16 protein-coding genes and 1 pseudogene are annotated in these 14,781 nt (G+C 35.1%); 5 read left to right on the forward strand and 12 right to left on the reverse strand.

Features of this window, described 5'->3' with window-relative positions; genetic code table 11:
• Positions 1-316: 316 nt before the first annotated feature.
• Together AC3WJG_RS20410 and AC3WJG_RS20415 are read right to left on the reverse strand one after the other, a co-directional pair.
• Positions 317-1,123 (reverse strand): carbon-nitrogen family hydrolase, encoded by an 807-nt coding sequence (locus AC3WJG_RS20410; protein WP_337133328.1) that lies wholly within the window; start codon positions 1,121-1,123, stop codon positions 317-319.
• Between the two features lie 11 nt (positions 1,124-1,134).
• Complete coding sequence (locus AC3WJG_RS20415; protein ID WP_492588543.1) at positions 1,135-1,794, reverse strand: MBL fold metallo-hydrolase; 660 nt, start codon at positions 1,792-1,794, stop codon at positions 1,135-1,137.
• 102 nt (positions 1,795-1,896) lie between these two features.
• Between AC3WJG_RS20415 and AC3WJG_RS20420 the strand changes: the two genes are divergently transcribed.
• Positions 1,897-2,271: a winged helix-turn-helix transcriptional regulator gene (locus AC3WJG_RS20420; RefSeq protein ID WP_098333441.1), complete on the forward strand. Its 375-nt coding sequence runs from the start codon at positions 1,897-1,899 to the stop codon at positions 2,269-2,271.
• 213 nt (positions 2,272-2,484) lie between these two features.
• On the opposite strand, the gene AC3WJG_RS20425 is transcribed toward AC3WJG_RS20420, so the two are convergent.
• From AC3WJG_RS20425 to AC3WJG_RS20440, 4 genes and pseudogenes are all read right to left on the reverse strand, one after another.
• Positions 2,485-2,958, reverse strand: a complete 474-nt coding sequence (locus AC3WJG_RS20425) for a hypothetical protein (RefSeq protein ID WP_060745054.1) — start codon at positions 2,956-2,958, stop codon at positions 2,485-2,487.
• A gap of 183 nt (positions 2,959-3,141) precedes the next feature.
• A pseudogene (locus tag AC3WJG_RS20430) lies at positions 3,142-3,219 on the reverse strand (TetR-like C-terminal domain-containing protein); the annotation flags it as partial.
• 201 nt (positions 3,220-3,420) lie between these two features.
• On the reverse strand, positions 3,421-3,816 hold the full coding sequence (locus AC3WJG_RS20435) for a cupin domain-containing protein (RefSeq protein ID WP_060745053.1): 396 nt from the start codon (positions 3,814-3,816) through the stop codon (positions 3,421-3,423).
• A gap of 17 nt (positions 3,817-3,833) precedes the next feature.
• Entirely contained in the window at positions 3,834-4,154 is a 321-nt protein-coding gene (locus AC3WJG_RS20440; RefSeq protein ID WP_098333442.1) for a carboxymuconolactone decarboxylase family protein, read from the reverse strand.
• A 244-nt stretch (positions 4,155-4,398) separates the two neighbouring features.
• Between AC3WJG_RS20440 and AC3WJG_RS20445 the strand changes: the two genes are divergently transcribed.
• Positions 4,399-4,803, forward strand: a complete 405-nt coding sequence (locus AC3WJG_RS20445; protein WP_060745052.1) for a MerR family transcriptional regulator — start codon at positions 4,399-4,401, stop codon at positions 4,801-4,803.
• A gap of 173 nt (positions 4,804-4,976) precedes the next feature.
• Here the strand turns inward: AC3WJG_RS20445 and AC3WJG_RS20450 are convergent, their stop codons facing one another.
• The 4 genes from AC3WJG_RS20450 to AC3WJG_RS20465 form a co-directional block, all read right to left on the reverse strand.
• Positions 4,977-5,738: a class I SAM-dependent methyltransferase gene (locus AC3WJG_RS20450; RefSeq protein ID WP_337133330.1), complete on the reverse strand. Its 762-nt coding sequence runs from the start codon at positions 5,736-5,738 to the stop codon at positions 4,977-4,979.
• 226 nt (positions 5,739-5,964) lie between these two features.
• Entirely contained in the window at positions 5,965-6,783 is an 819-nt protein-coding gene (locus AC3WJG_RS20455) for a mechanosensitive ion channel family protein (RefSeq protein ID WP_013056437.1), read from the reverse strand.
• 229 nt (positions 6,784-7,012) lie between these two features.
• Positions 7,013-8,041 carry a serine hydrolase domain-containing protein gene (locus tag AC3WJG_RS20460; RefSeq protein WP_337133331.1) on the reverse strand — a complete coding sequence of 343 codons (1,029 nt, stop codon included), beginning with the start codon at positions 8,039-8,041 and terminating at the stop codon, positions 7,013-7,015.
• Positions 8,042-8,128: 87 nt separating this feature from the next.
• Positions 8,129-8,698, reverse strand: coding sequence for a MarR family winged helix-turn-helix transcriptional regulator (locus tag AC3WJG_RS20465; RefSeq protein ID WP_337133332.1), 570 nt, complete (start codon positions 8,696-8,698; stop codon positions 8,129-8,131).
• Between the two features lie 260 nt (positions 8,699-8,958).
• On the opposite strand from AC3WJG_RS20465, the gene lgt reads away from it, so the two are divergent.
• From lgt to AC3WJG_RS20480, 3 genes are all read left to right on the forward strand, one after another.
• On the forward strand, positions 8,959-9,774 hold the full coding sequence (gene lgt / locus AC3WJG_RS20470) for a prolipoprotein diacylglyceryl transferase (RefSeq protein ID WP_028410060.1): 816 nt from the start codon (positions 8,959-8,961) through the stop codon (positions 9,772-9,774).
• 280 nt (positions 9,775-10,054) lie between these two features.
• Complete coding sequence (locus AC3WJG_RS20475) at positions 10,055-11,101, forward strand: YeiH family protein (protein ID WP_060745046.1); 1,047 nt, start codon at positions 10,055-10,057, stop codon at positions 11,099-11,101.
• A 476-nt stretch (positions 11,102-11,577) separates the two neighbouring features.
• The gene (locus AC3WJG_RS20480; RefSeq protein WP_097823763.1) at positions 11,578-12,537 is read left to right on the forward strand and encodes an aldolase catalytic domain-containing protein; all 960 of its coding nucleotides are present in this window, start codon (positions 11,578-11,580) and stop codon (positions 12,535-12,537) included.
• A gap of 147 nt (positions 12,538-12,684) precedes the next feature.
• Here AC3WJG_RS20480 and AC3WJG_RS20485 read toward each other — a convergent pair whose 3' ends face one another.
• Both AC3WJG_RS20485 and AC3WJG_RS20490 read right to left on the reverse strand, forming a co-directional pair.
• Positions 12,685-13,020, reverse strand: coding sequence for a L,D-transpeptidase (locus AC3WJG_RS20485; protein WP_013082624.1), 336 nt, complete (start codon positions 13,018-13,020; stop codon positions 12,685-12,687).
• A gap of 119 nt (positions 13,021-13,139) precedes the next feature.
• On the reverse strand, positions 13,140-14,402 hold the full coding sequence (locus tag AC3WJG_RS20490) for a glycoside hydrolase family 18 protein (RefSeq protein ID WP_337133333.1): 1,263 nt from the start codon (positions 14,400-14,402) through the stop codon (positions 13,140-13,142).
• Positions 14,403-14,781: the final 379 nt, after the last annotated feature.

A 14,781-nucleotide genomic window follows, 5' to 3' on the forward strand; every position in this document is an offset into this window, starting at 1 on the left:
TATAAAAGCGTATGTATAATTCATACATAATTTGTTAACACAATCACTCTTCCAGAAAACATTATAAAAAAGGACCCTTGACGAAGGATAGTTCTTCCAAGGATCCTTTTTCCGGAGTATGCAGCTTTTTATACATTGTTGACTGATCAACGTTTTCTCAGTAGGTGGATGAGAAACTAATGTATAAGAAGTGCACCTTTTATACATATGTTAATTTTAAAAAATATAGTATTTTCAGGTGAAACTGCCTCTTTTTTTTAGTAAACCTTCATAAGATATTCTGATAACATCCAAATTTAAGATGATATACAAATTTCTATTCTGCATGCTTATAAACATCCGGTCTCAGGCTTTCAAATATTGGAATGTATGTTTGTTGTTCTGTAACTTTCTGTATATCAATTTCCGCTGTTATAATCTCTTCTTGATCTCCCCCCTCTTCTACGATGTTTCCATTGGGATCAATGACCATTGAATGCCCCGCGTATGTGTTGCCGACATGATTTTCATTACTCACTTTTCCCACGCTGTTACATGCAATGACATAAACACAATTTTCTATAGCTCTTGCCCTCAATAGTGTTCTCCAATGGTCTATATTTCTGGTAGTCCATTGTGCAACGTAGAATATGACTTTTGCACCTTGAGACGTTGGGTAGCGTGTGATTTCTGGAAAACGTAAATCATAGCATATAATTTGACTGGCTTTGATATTGTTAATCTCAAAGACATCTGGGACTTCATCTCCCCCTGTTAAATAATGATGTTCATCCAACATCGGCACGAGATGTATCTTATCTTTTTGATAGAGCAGCTTACCCGTTTTTGATACAGCAAAGGCTGTATTATAAATATTTTCATTTCTTTTATTTGAAACTGAACCTGCAATGATATTCACTTGATAGTTGATTGCTAAACGTTGAATAAAGGGAAAAGCTCTCTTTAAATCAATATCTGCTTTTTCTGCTACATTTTTTAAATCATAACCTGTATTCCACATTTCAGGTATCACAACAATCTCAGTATCTATATGCAGCTTTTCTTCAAATAAGGACTCAATGCGGTTTTCATTTTGCTTAACTTCACCTTCTATAATCTCTGTTTGAAATAATTGTATTTTCATTTTTCTCCCTCTTATTCATATATAAATTTATAAATAGGATATAAATCACAGTTGTATTTGACATCTTCGCCATGTGATGAAGAAATAATAGAAGGTTTAATTTCATCTATAATTCGCCCGCTATTAATATTTTCACCCATATCAACTGTAAACTTTCGAATCGGCGGATGTAAGGATTCAGCATTAGAAAAGAATAAGTCTCCAGTTAGCAGCACATTGTCATCTTTATGGTGGTATATCACATGTCCTGGTGTATGACCGGGTGTTAAATACACATCTACAGGTAACTTTTTAATGATGTTGTTACTTAGACTTTCAACTTGATGTTCCACCCCTGTTGTTTCCTTTTCTGCCTTATTTGGATATGGTTTTTCGCCATTGATAAAAGGCGCTTCAACTTCGTGGGCGTAAATAGGAATATTTAAATTATCTCTTAAATACTTGGCGCCATTAATGTGATCTAAATGGTCATGTGTGAGTAAAATACTTTTGGGGATACCTAAAGATTTTGCTATATTTAACTGAGTATGTGCATAGTCTTTCATTCCTGTATCAATGATATGAACACTCTCACCATCTAGCACGTACCATGTATTAATTTTGACAGGAATTCCTACAACAGTTTTGTAAGTAAGTTTGTAAATATGTCTAGAAATTTGGACAAATTCCAATTGATGCACCTTCTTTTGTTTTATTTGATAATATAAGTTTAGTAAGAAAAAATAGACGTAACAAGAAGGCACAATTTTGTTACTAGCCATTGAGGTGAAAAAATGTCAGACTTTAAAAGTGATCAATACGGTCCTTGTACGTTAACTGTAAAGCGCGCTTGTCCAATTGAGTTAACGATGCATATGATGGGTGGTAAATGGAAAGGGATTATTTTATCTTTGTTATCAAAATCACCCATGTATTATAATGCAATGCGCCGTGAAATACCGGGTATTACCCAGCGTATCCTTACACTGCAGCTTAGGGATATGGAAAAAAACGGATTGATTGAAAGAGAAGAAACAAACGATAACCCTAAAAGGGTTTTATATTATTTAACAGATCTTGGAGAAAGTTTTGTTCCAATACTAAAATCTTTAGAGAAGTGGGGCAATGTTTATATAAGTCAGCAGGAAGAGGAATTAAAAAAATTGTAATGATTTAAATAAACTCCTTAAATATATTTTACTTCTTTTTAATGACGCCTTGTTTTTTATAATGTAAGTACTTAATTAAGTAGTATCCGCGAAACTATATTAACTTGAAAATGCAAACTCATTCAATGAGAAAAGCCTTTACCATGGCGGTAAAGGCTCTTCCTATGATCTTCCCTAATGGGAATCTCTTGTTATCTTTATCTCTATTTTTAATTAAGGTCTATGAAAATTGACTGTTTTCTCGTCATCTCCTGTTCGTTCAAACCACCCTCTGAAAGCCCAGTTATCATAACCTCCATCGCCTTCATTAATAAATGTTCCTTCTTCAAATACCCAGACACCATAGGTAATACCATCATAATCTACGGTGTCAAAATATTGAACACCTTGTAATTGATCTGAATTATACCCTTGGCTCAAATTCATAACCACTACATTGTATTGTTGACCTGATTCAAAGAATGCTTTTTCCATTGCTCCCTTGACGAAACCACTTCGATTGTCGGCTGATTTAGCCGCATCTGCAATCGCTTGTCCTATAGCTACGGGATCAACTGTTACGTCTCCTCCAACTTCTGCAGCCTCTGCAGAGCCTGCAGAACCTCCTAAATTCGGTAGAGCTAATGGCGTCGCTAACACAGCTAAACCTACGGCAGAAGCTACAACAGCTTGTTTCGCTTTTCTCATTTGATCTCCTCCTATTTTTAGGTGATTCTTGGAACATTTACCCTTTGTTACCAAATTAAAACAAAAAAGGTATTATAATTAAGAATAGGAGATGGATAATTTTCTTCTTTTAAAGCTTTTGTCCAACCAAACCTAAGTTTATAAGTTTCTTTCTAAAAGCTCTCCTGCTTTTTCTGCCATTTCTCACGGTGAATATGGCATTTCATTTTTGAGCCACCACTCAACTACGCTGACGTACGCATTAGCAACAAATTCAGCAAGTAATAATTCATTTAGTTTTACATACAGCTTTTCTCTTTATAAATCTTTTTTGATCTTTACTCACGGGTGTTACCAATCGATTTGTTTCTTATCTCTGAAAAGCTTTTCATTGGGTTCTTCAGAGCCAATTGCTGCTAGCCATAAAATGAAAAGCGAGTAATCATGTGATCAGTTTCTTAAAACGGCATATATACGTTATGCTTATAACTTATTAAACCATTCATCATCAACAGGTTCTAGCCATTCTGTTTCTCCTGGTGTCATTGCTAAGTGCACAAACCAGCTATCCTTTGTGGCGCCATGCCAATGTTTCACATTTGGCGGGATGTTCACGACATCACCTTTTTTTATTAACTGTGCTGCTTTACCTTCTTCTTGATACCAGCCTTCTCCAGCTGTTACTAATAATACTTGTCCAACTTTATGAGAGTGCCAGTTATTACGAGATCCTGGAGCAAAAGTTACATTTCCAATAGATGTGTTAAGCGGCTTTTCGTCTGTAAATACCATTTTTAAATAGGCATCTCCACTAAAGTTGGCTTCCACTTTTTGTCCTAATGGAAAGATTGTGCTATTACTTAATTTTTCATGCTTCATATTTATTCTCTCTCCTTTTAACCGATATAAATTTTTTCAGCAATATTAAAAGCAGACCATGCTTTGGGCCACCCTGCATAAAACGAAAGATGAGTAATCACTTCTACAATTTCGTCTTTGGTTACTCCGTTTTTCTTTGCTTTTTGAAGATGCGGCGTTAATTGCTCAAAGTTTCCACCCGCAATTAAGGCAGAAACTGTAATCATACTTCGATCACGCGGAGATAACTCTTTCTCTCGCGCCCATACTTCGCCAAACAAAACATCATCATTAAGCTCAGCAAACTTTGGAGCAAATTCCCCTAACAGTTCTCGTCCTGCGGTTTGTTTTTCCGGCATCTCTCTCTCATCCTTTCTTTCTATTTTGATCGTTACAACAGATGTAGTATAATGCTTAAACTTAGGTTTAAGTCAACAAGAGAATGTCGATGTTTTAAGAAGAAATTCATTATTGACTTAAAGTCGACTTTAAATGATAAGTTCAATAGATATAAGGAGACAATACTAAAGAAAAAACAATTATATATAACTGATTTTAAGCATTCAGTATTAGTCCAAATAAATGATAGAAAAGGTGAATACGATGGCTTATTCAATTGGAGAATTTGCAAAAATCCTTGGCGTAACAGCAAGTTCACTCAGATATTATGAAAGACAAGGTTTGCTTACACCTAATAGGGATGAGAATAATTTACGAAGATATACGGATGATGATATTGAATGGGCGAAGTTTCTCCTCCATTTAAAAAATTCAGGTATGTTAATAACAGAGTTAAAACAATACACTAAATGGCGTGCGATAGGTGATAAAACAATCCAAGAGAGATTACATCTACTTGAAAACCGCAAACACCTTGTGCAACAGGAGATACAAACTTTACAACAGAGTTTAGACATTTTAAATCGTAAAATTGAATTTTATAACGATCGGTTAAGAGGCGAATTATATGATTTTGTTCTTTATCCAAATGAAGAATCAAACTCATAACATAAGACAATAGAAAAAGTTTTCTATTGTCTTATGTTTAGGTGGAAATCTCTTTTCTAAAATGTATTTTTTTAATCTATTCGGCTAGTATAGGAATGAACAAAATTGCTTGTCCCCCTTTGATCGTCTGTTAGAAAAAGTTGAGGTAACTCATTCAACATGATAACCAACTATTATTTAATGGATTTAGTTGCCAGATAACAAGGCATATATTCAGTGATTTTTCCTTTGTGGTGATGATCTTCATAAAGAGCTTGTAGAGTGAATCCAGCTTTTAGCTGTCCTCCAATTTGAGTTTCTAAAGAATGACTAAACTGTACACCGCCGTTCTTTATAAGTTCTTCATCATTTTCTATCGTACTTTTAGTTCCGTCATAAGGTAATTTATGAACCACTTGTAATTCCTTCTCATCTTCGCCAAATAAATAGAGAGCAGGGTTTGCAAATCCAGATAGCAGAACGCCACCTTTTTTAAGAACTCTAAAACATTCTTGCCAAACGTGTTCAACATCTTGAATATAGCAGTTTGATACGGGATTAAAAATCATATTGAACGTCTCATCTTCAAAGGGAAATGTCTTACTCATATCGCCTTTAACTAAATCAATAGAATAACCTTCTCTAGCGGACACCATTTTTTCTAATTCTAATTGTTTATCAGAGTAGTCAAACACTGTAACTTCTGCATGCTGCGCTGCAAAGACCGGGCACTGCTGTCCTCCTCCGCTAGCAAGTCCCAATATTTTTGCTTTTTCAAATGGAATAAACCAGTGATGTGGAACAGGCTTACAAGGTGTTAAGTAAATATCAAAATTACCTTGAGTTGCATCTACAAAATCTTGATGGTTAATAGCTAATGACCATTCTCCTCCTGATGAAGCCCATTCATCCCACATTTTTGAGTTGATTTTTGTATAATTAGATTTTTGCGACATAGTTAATCCCCCTTTACCTTTTGAGTGTTTTGTTTAATTTTACCATGTTGTTAGAAGAATAATTTAGATGTACTAAATAATTTTTTCGGTTTCGGATAATTAATCTGTATTGGAGAAGTACTTAATAGATATTCTTTAAAATAAAAAACACCCTTTAAAAAAATTAAAAGGGTGTTTTTTTCTTAAATATAAAATCTTGTATATAAATAGGGGACGAGTTTTATTTTTAATGGCTTGTCTCGAAGCTTTCAGCCATCATAAGGTCATTTTTGTAGGCAGCCATTGCGAGTTCATATCTCACCTTTTGGCCCGCTTCTACAAAATCAGCTTCTTTTACAAGGCCTGATAATGAATATTGGTGACCTTTAAAATCTACGTTCAGTTCAGTAATTTGATTGAATTGAAAGCTCTCTATAGGAATTCCATTCACATCTTTCAACAAATATTGACCATATTTCTCGTTACATGTTTGTGCTACTTGCTCCATTACTTTGAAGGCATCGTCAGGGTTTTGTCTATAGTTGAGAATAAGACTTTCATTTACCCGGCGCCTTCCTCGGGTTCCGTTCTGAAGTTCCGTAATGTTGCTATATGAGACGGTATAGAGGTAGCCGTCATACTGACGAATCTTTAAGTAGCGCATCGTAATTTCCTCTATTTTCCCTTGGCGGTTTCCGTTGAGAATAACATAATCTCCGTGATGGATCTGACGTTCAAACAAGTAAGTCAGTCCCATTATATAATCACGAATGATATGCTGGAGGATTATTGCCAGGGCACTGGCCAACACTACTGAACTAGTGAGAATCTTTCCGAAGTCAAAGAAATGGCTAAGCACATAAATAAAGAAAAAAGCCAGGCCTACTACTCTTGTCACCTGATTAGAAAAATGCATCAAGGTCTCTTCTCGTTTTTCATCTAAAAAGCTCGTTTTGTCAAAGAAAAGCTTAATAAATTTACGAATAAAATAAACGATAAGTATAATCAGCAGCGCTACCGTTAAAACCTTTACGGGAAACTGCTGGAAAAATTCAGTAAAAACCAACTTACCCACTCCTTATTTCTAACACTATACCAAAAGAATGTATGCAAAGACAAAAATCTTCTGTTCTTCACAAACCTTAATGATAATAGCACGGTTTTATCAAAAAAAGAAGCGGTATCTACGCTTCTTGAGGGTCGGTATATCGATGATAATCTCTCAATTAATTGAAATTAAAGGGGTAAGGTGAACTGTAATAGACTAATTTTCTTCGTTTTTTTGCAGACTATTCTTATATATCTTTTGACTTCCGTAGACTTTCCAATAAAGCTATTCCTATATTCTCGTCATCATTTCTGCCTAGTCTATAATTAGCTAAAACGACGGACGCAACTTTCTTTTCTTTATCAATCCCTAAAAAGGAGCTGAAGCATCCTGTTCCACCGCCGTGCAACACTACATTATTGTTTTTCTTTAAAAGCAGCCATCCAAGACCCATATCAAACTTCTTTGTTCCATTGCCGTGTTTTTTATGACATAAAGACAGATATAGTTTATCTTCGTACATATTTATTTTTGCGTATTTAAGTAAATCGTCAGCGGTTGAGGATACCGCCCCTGAAGGTGATATAAAATTCCCCTTGTCCCAATGCCAGTTACCGCAATCATTATTTTTGCGGTCATAACCCTGTAAATTATTATTTGAGCTGCCTAAACAAGTATCCTTTAGTCCAAGCTCATCATGGAGAAAGTCATTCATAGTGTCCCAATATCCCTTTCCCGATACCATTCCCAACGCATACCCAATAAGTGAGATGCCGAAATTGGAATATTTCCATGAATAATCTACTTCTTTCAATTTAGTTCTTTCGATTAGCATCTTCATTTTGTTAAAATCCATATGCAACGGATTATTTTTGCTCAAATCACTTCCGCCAAAAATCAAACCTAAAATTATTTTAAAATATTCCCTTTTATTTAAAGGTAAGCTTCCTGAATATCCAGAAGAGTGAGTAGCGAGGCGGAGCAATGTAGGATAATACATGTCTTCTTTAAGTTCTTTTATGTATTTTTGTATAGAGTCGTTTAACGACACCTTGTTTTCAAATATGTATTTTGATAACAGCGATACCGTAAAAGTTTTCGTAATAGAACCAATTTCATAATGATATTTTTTTGACGAGTCAATTTCACCGCTTTCATTATAGACTTTTATAATAGACTGATTGTCCGTTAAGTAGCCAACGGTTAGTTTCAAGTGCTTTTTTTCTTTACAGGTTTTATTAATTAATCGTAATGTTTCATCGCTGATTTCAAACATAATGATTGCTCTCCCTTATCCTTTATTTTTAAAATTTTAAAAGGATTAATCGATATGCTTTAAGTTAGATTAGCCTCTCGAGTTTTTTTATATATTCTTTCTCATATTATCAATTGCTTGAACTCTTCGACTTTCAAACTCTCTTATTACTCTCAACTGTAATTCAGTGTGATCTTCATCCATTTTGATGTCGCCTTCTTCTTCAAATCCATCGTGTTCTTCACCATCAAAGCTATAAAGTTTCTTTAAAAGTTTCCACATTATTTCTAACTCTTCAGTTGAGAACTTGTTAAAAAGTTCTTCTAAAAAGAAGATTCCTTTTTCAGAAACAACAAGCAGTGCCTCTTTTCCCGCTTTTGTAATTTTTACGTTAACTGCACGCTTGTCTTTACTGCTAGGAATTACGTCCACATAACCTTTCTTTTCCATAATGGTAATTAACTGTTTGACGCTTTGTTTTGTAGTTCCTAATTTTCTAGCAATATTATTCAATGTTGTTTCATCTTTAGGTAAATGAGCAATTGCCACCATCGCCATATGCTGTCTTGATGTTAAAAGTTCAAGAGATTTATCACCCTTTACTTGGATTTTATTTGCCAGAGAAAATAAAGTAGCGTAAGTTTGCTGCATTAGAAAAAGCTCTTTATAAATATCCATATTCACCCTCCATTTTAGACAGTATATTGTCCAAAATAAGAATAGTATATTTTGGTAATTAAGTCAATGTACTGTCTATTTTAATTTTGACTATTCTAAGGAGACTATTCTGTTACACTAAAGTAGACAAAGAAATATTGATCGTTCGTAAGCAAAAATTGTCCTTTTTTTATCTAATTAGATATACTAAAAAGGCACTCTAATTTAATACTACTCTCAAAAAATGCAAGACAACCGATATGAAGTAAAGGAGAAAAATCATGAACCAGCACACACAACCTTTAAACCCTATCGCTTTCCACCTTGGTCCACTTGAAGTCCATTGGTATGGAATCATTATAGGGATAGGAGCTTTCTTAGGCTTCTTGTTAGCCTCGAAAGAAGGAAAGAAACGAGGGATCTCTTCAGAAACCATCTCTGATTTACTTCTGCTAGCACTACCGATTGCTATCATTACAGCTCGAATTTATTACGTGCTTTTTGAATGGAGTTATTATAAAGAACATCCGAGTGAAATTATCGCAATTTGGCATGGAGGCATAGCCATTCACGGTGGAATTATTGGATCTGTATTAACAGCTATATGGTTTTGCAGAAAAAAGAATCTTTCTTTTTGGAAAATGGCTGATGTTTTAGCTCCTAGCTTATTATTAGGACAAGCTATTGGCCGGTGGGGAAACTTTATGAATCAAGAAGCACATGGCGGACCTGTTACACGTCAGTTTTTAGAAACTTTACATTTACCTGATTTTATTATTAACCAAATGTATATCGATGGAACCTACTATCATCCTACGTTTCTCTATGAATCACTTTGGAACATAATAGGTGTTCTTGTCCTAATCGTACTAAGAAAATCCTTGTTAAAAAGAGGCGAAGTCTTTCTTACTTACCTGCTATGGTATTCGATAGGAAGATTTTTTATAGAGGGATTGCGTACAGATAGCTTAATGCTAACTTCTCATATCAGAATAGCTCAATTAGTGTCTTTCCTTTGCGTATTAGGCAGTTTGATATTGCTATGGTATAGACGTAAAAAAGGCTTAGCAACTAGCAAGGCTGTCTTTCTCTCATAAGAACCTATATTTTTATGCAGTTTTGTAAAATTAGTAGTTTATGGACTATATTTCAGATATCAAAACGTGTAATTAGGGATAAAAACCAATAAAAGCAGCAAGTTGATCTTCAGAGTCACTGAAAATCAATTTGCTGTTTTTTTGCATCATTCATTAATATTTTTAATTATAATTATGATTTATCTATATTTTACTAATAATAAACTGTCTTTTATAGTTAAAGTACATATTTCTTATGTGAAGCTTTACTTGATAAGAATCTATATTGGAGATGAAATGCATGATAAATATAAATAAAGCTCAAAAGCAAAATCTATTCTCACGAATAAATATCCGGACGTCACCTACTGTTTCTGTATCGGCTGGAGGAGTCGCTTTTACTTTTCTTTTTGCTTTACTTGCTTATGGCTTAGCAAAAGTCCCGGGGTTTAATCATATCGGTCCACTAGCCTGTTCAATTATAATGGCAGTCATTTATCGTCAAATTTTGGGGTACCCTGAAAAAATAAGATCTGGAATTGAATTTTCTTCTAAAAAGCTGTTACGCTATGCCATCATTTTATATGGCCTAAAGCTTAATATTGATGTTGTTATTCATCAAGGGTTAGGATTGTTGCTTCGGGATGTGGGAACGGCTGTATTTGCGATTGTTTTAACGGTTTTTCTAGCCAAATGGATGAAGGCTGATAGCGGTTTATCCCTTCTTTTAGGGATAGGAACAGGAATATGCGGTGCTGCAGCTATTGCAGCTGTTTCTCCGATTGTAAAAGCAAAAGAAGAAGACACAGCTATCGGAGCTGGTGTTATTGCTTTAGTGGGAACCCTATTTGCGATTGGATATACCATTTTAAGGCCTTACATCCATTTAACGAATATTCAATATGGAATTTGGTCAGGCGTAGGCCTCCATGAAATTGCCCATGTAGCTCTAGCTGCAGCACCGTCTGGACGCGATGCTCTAGCTATTGGACTGTTGGCTAAGTTAGGCAGAGTGCTCTTACTTGTGCCATTAAGCTTTATCTTAATGTACTGGATGAAGCGAACAGGAAAAATTGAAAAGGATACCAAGATTGAATTCCCTTGGTTTTTAATAGGTTTTATAATCATGAGTATTTTTGGGAGTTATGTCGTTGGTAAGCACCTTATAATACCTAAAACGATCATGGATGATATTTCAACTCTAACTACCTTTCTTTTAACAATGGCTATGGTCGGGCTAGGGTTAAATGTAAGTTTGAAGGCTCTTCGAACAAAAGCATTAAAGCCGGTGATTGCGATGTTTATTACCTCTATACTCTTATCATTTCTTACGTTTTGGACGATGTAAAGACAAGTAAATTAAAATGATTAAGTAACAGCTACTACTTCCTATATAACTGTTAATGCGAAAAAAGTTTCTTATTTCTCAGGTTTTAAATCTCTTCCCAAATTTATGGATTAATTATAGAGCAATCTAAACCTATAACCTAGATACTAATGGCAGTTCCCTCCTTAATAAACGTTTTCACTTAAAAAACAATCTTTATTGCAGTAAGTAGTGATGTAATAAAGGTTGTATTTGTATATACTAGGGGTTGTAGTGCTGAACTTGGTGTTGTTTTAAGAGCATCAAGCGGATAAAAAGCCGAAGCATCTCCTACCATGAAATGCAGTAAAGTAGTGAAACATTTAGAAAATACATTGACGCCCCTGAATCAGTCATGGTATAAACACAATAGGAGAGTTTAGCACTTAAAAGCATAAAAGCGATAAAGTTTAAAACAATATTTATATAAATAGAATACATAGGAGGAAACAACTACCATGGGACATAATAGCAAAATTATAGACTGTACCATTCGTGACGGAGGTTTAATTAATAATTGGGATTTTAGCGTTGGATTTGTGCAAGACTTATATAACGGCCTAAGCGCAGCCGGCGTTGAATACATGGAGATCGGTTATAAAAATTCACCTAAGCTTCTTCAAGCAACTGAGCCCAATCCATGGAGATTTCTTGACGATAACTTTCTCAAAGAAATTATCCCTGAGAAAAAGTTCACGAAGCTATCTGCCTTAGTAGATATTGGGCGTGTAGATCCAAATGACATTCTGCCACGTGAACAAAGTATGTTAGATATGATTCGAGTGGCATGCTATATTCGCGAAGTAGATAAAGGCTTAGAGCTTATAAAAATGTTTCATGATTTGGGCTATGAGACTTCACTTAACATTATGGCACTATCTAGCGTACCGGAAAATCAGCTTATTGAAGCATTTGAAATGGTAAAGAAAAGCCCCGTAGATGTTGTATATATCGTTGACTCCTTTGGAAGCCTAGACCCTGCGGATATTGAGCATCAAGTGAAAAAGTTTCAAGCCATGATTCCTAGCAAACAGCTTGGGATCCATACCCATAACAACATGCAGCTAGCTTTTGCTAATACATTAACTGCAATGCGCAGTGGCGTTACATTCCTTGATTCATCTGTTTATGGTATGGGCCGTGCAGCTGGTAACTGTAACACAGAGCTGCTTGTTAGCTACATACCAAAACCACGCTATGAGATGAAGCCGATTCTTGGCGTAATTGAAAAGCATATGCTTGAAATGCGTCAAAAGTGGGAATGGGGCTATATCATTCCTTACATGATTTCTGGTGTGCTGAATGAACATCCACGTGTTGCTATGGCTTACCGTGATAGCGAGGATCGTGACAAATTCGTAGATTTTTATGACAAAGTGACGTCTCCAGAAGTTACTACGTCTCCATCATCAAAATAAGTTAAAATGCTAAAAGTACCTCTGTTAATCGGGGTACTTTTTTGTTTTTGTACAAAGAGCCCATGATTGTATAGCATCTACTTAAACTTTGATACCCTCGATCTCGACAATTAGCTAAATGTAAACAGTCGTGCTCTTCTTAAACTATTATTTATGTATGTAAACCGGCGTTCCAATGGGAACTACAGAGGAAAGTTCTAGAATATCTTCATTGTCCATTCTGACACATCCATGTGACATATCTCTGCCAATAGAAGCTGGATCATTAGTCCCGTGTATTCCATATGTAGGTTTTGATAGTCCCATCCATAAGGGACCAAATACAGCTGGAGGGGTAGTATCTTTATTAATGATTTTAAATTTTCCAGTTGGAGTTGGCGTAATCATTTTCCCTACAGCAATAGGATATGTCTTTACTAATTTAGCTCCATCATATAGTTTTAATTGATGCTGCTTTATTGAGACATCTATCCTTTTTGCCATGGCAGTACCTCCAACTTCTTATAAGTTACTATAAATAGAATTTTTTTATTGTTAATAACGTATATCGAATAACTGTTAACTGAAAAACATCTAAATTAATCCATAAAAACCAATGCTATTTATACCGTTCTAATAGTGAAAAATTTCTTTAAAAGCCAAGGCCCTGGCGTAAATCCAAGTGTTAATTGCCAAGCTCCTATTGCTTGCAAACCAAATTTACGAACTAACACCATTTTTTCACTCATGCTTCTTACATCTTCAAACCATACTTCATGCATTTGCCCCGCTTGATCTCTATACTGAAAAAATGGGGATTTATACTCGTTAGAATATTGGATGGGCGACTGATATCTCATCGCTGTTTTAATCGCATTTTGATTGGATATAGCAGATGCTACTGTGTCAGGCTTGTAAGGAATTGACCAGTTATATCCATACAAAGGGACTCCAATGATAAGTTTTCTTCGCGGAACACTTTTTATCGCAAATTCTATTGTTCTTTTTACTTCAGTAATAGGCGCAACAGGCCCTGGTTCGCTGCCTGCATGATGCCAATCATATGCCATAATGAACATATAGTTAACAACGGCACCTATTCCCCCGTAATCATACCCTTTTAACCAAGGAATATCTTCGCTTGTCTTCGCTGGAACCGCTATGGTCAACACGTACCCTGCAGGTTTTAAACGTTCACCAAGCTGACGTAAAAATCCTGTAAAAAGATCTCTATCCTCGGCCTTTACACGTTCAAAATCAATATTCACCCCCCCGTAGCCTTTTCTAGATACTAAATAAAAAATATTATTAACAAGATTGTTTCTTGCCTGAGGATTATTTAAAACTTGATGGGCAAGATCAGAACTAAATCCTTCAGAAGTTAGATTAGTAATCGTAACTAACGGTGTAACTCGGTTTTTCCAAGTCGTTTCAATCGCTACTAAATCGTTTAAATCATTCATAATATCTCCATTGCTGCCAAAATGATATTCAAAGATAGAAATGGACGAGGAATAAGTTGCAAAATCAGTAATTAAGCTGCGATCTAACTCTGGATTTCGAACAGCATAGTATTGCAGTGTACCTGCAATGTAGTTGGATATGTTAGGGATTTTTATTTTCATTCCCACCTGCAAATAATTATAATGAACTGAAGAATTAATCCTTTTTAATTCTTCTAAGGATACATAAGCTTTTTTAGCAATGCTGCTCATTGTATCACCAGGTTGAACTGTGTATACATAAGAAGCTATAAGTAAGGCCTGACCTGGAACAATATTCGTTTCTTCTAACCCATTCACACTCCTAAGCTGAGCAATGGAGTAACCATATCTACTGCTTATTGAAGACAGCGTATCACCAGGTTGAACTATATGAACAAACATGTTTTTTCCTCCTATGCACTCTTTATCGAATTATGTTTTATTTCGTGACAAGTTTAAAGAAGCCATTCAATAAATGTATATGAGTATTCTTTGTATATATAACTGAGTTAAGTGAGGGGGAAACTCTTTACACACTCCCTCCTCTATTGCGTCCCTCATACGGGTAGAAATGTTCCAAAGATTACATCAAAATCTATATATCATAAACGTATGCTTTTAGCGTGCTTGAGAAAGGATGATTATTTGTCGGGTAGGATTAAGTTAAGAAATAAAACTATTTTAAACAATATAAACAACGCGGCGATTAATATTAGTCTTAATGAATAATTAAAATCGAAAAACCTTCTCCTCTGTTAGGTAGAAGGTCATTCGTGTAATT

This window comes from Priestia sp. FW507-14D1A, from assembly GCF_058781295.1.

Excerpts from the sequence above, each read along its gene's own strand:
- AC3WJG_RS20410 (WP_337133328.1), bottom strand. The coding sequence starts at position 1,123 with ATGAAAATACAATTATTTCAAACAGAGATTATAGAAGGTGAAGTTAAG.
- AC3WJG_RS20420 (WP_098333441.1), top strand. The coding sequence starts at position 1,897 with ATGTCAGACTTTAAAAGTGATCAATACGGTCCTTGTACGTTAACTGTA.
- AC3WJG_RS20425 (WP_060745054.1), bottom strand. The coding sequence starts at position 2,958 with ATGAGAAAAGCGAAACAAGCTGTTGTAGCTTCTGCCGTAGGTTTAGCT.
- AC3WJG_RS20435 (WP_060745053.1), bottom strand. The coding sequence starts at position 3,816 with ATGAAGCATGAAAAATTAAGTAATAGCACAATCTTTCCATTAGGACAA.
- AC3WJG_RS20440 (WP_098333442.1), bottom strand. The coding sequence starts at position 4,154 with ATGCCGGAAAAACAAACCGCAGGACGAGAACTGTTAGGGGAATTTGCT.
- AC3WJG_RS20445 (WP_060745052.1), top strand. The coding sequence starts at position 4,399 with ATGGCTTATTCAATTGGAGAATTTGCAAAAATCCTTGGCGTAACAGCA.
- AC3WJG_RS20450 (WP_337133330.1), bottom strand. The coding sequence starts at position 5,738 with ATGTCGCAAAAATCTAATTATACAAAAATCAACTCAAAAATGTGGGAT.
- AC3WJG_RS20460 (WP_337133331.1), bottom strand. The coding sequence starts at position 8,041 with ATGTTTGAAATCAGCGATGAAACATTACGATTAATTAATAAAACCTGT.
- AC3WJG_RS20465 (WP_337133332.1), bottom strand. The coding sequence starts at position 8,698 with ATGGATATTTATAAAGAGCTTTTTCTAATGCAGCAAACTTACGCTACT.
- lgt (WP_028410060.1), top strand. The coding sequence starts at position 8,959 with ATGAACCAGCACACACAACCTTTAAACCCTATCGCTTTCCACCTTGGT.
- AC3WJG_RS20475 (WP_060745046.1), top strand. The coding sequence starts at position 10,055 with ATGATAAATATAAATAAAGCTCAAAAGCAAAATCTATTCTCACGAATA.
- AC3WJG_RS20480 (WP_097823763.1), top strand. The coding sequence starts at position 11,578 with ATGGGACATAATAGCAAAATTATAGACTGTACCATTCGTGACGGAGGT.
- AC3WJG_RS20485 (WP_013082624.1), bottom strand. The coding sequence starts at position 13,020 with ATGGCAAAAAGGATAGATGTCTCAATAAAGCAGCATCAATTAAAACTA.
- AC3WJG_RS20490 (WP_337133333.1), bottom strand. The coding sequence starts at position 14,402 with ATGTTTGTTCATATAGTTCAACCTGGTGATACGCTGTCTTCAATAAGC.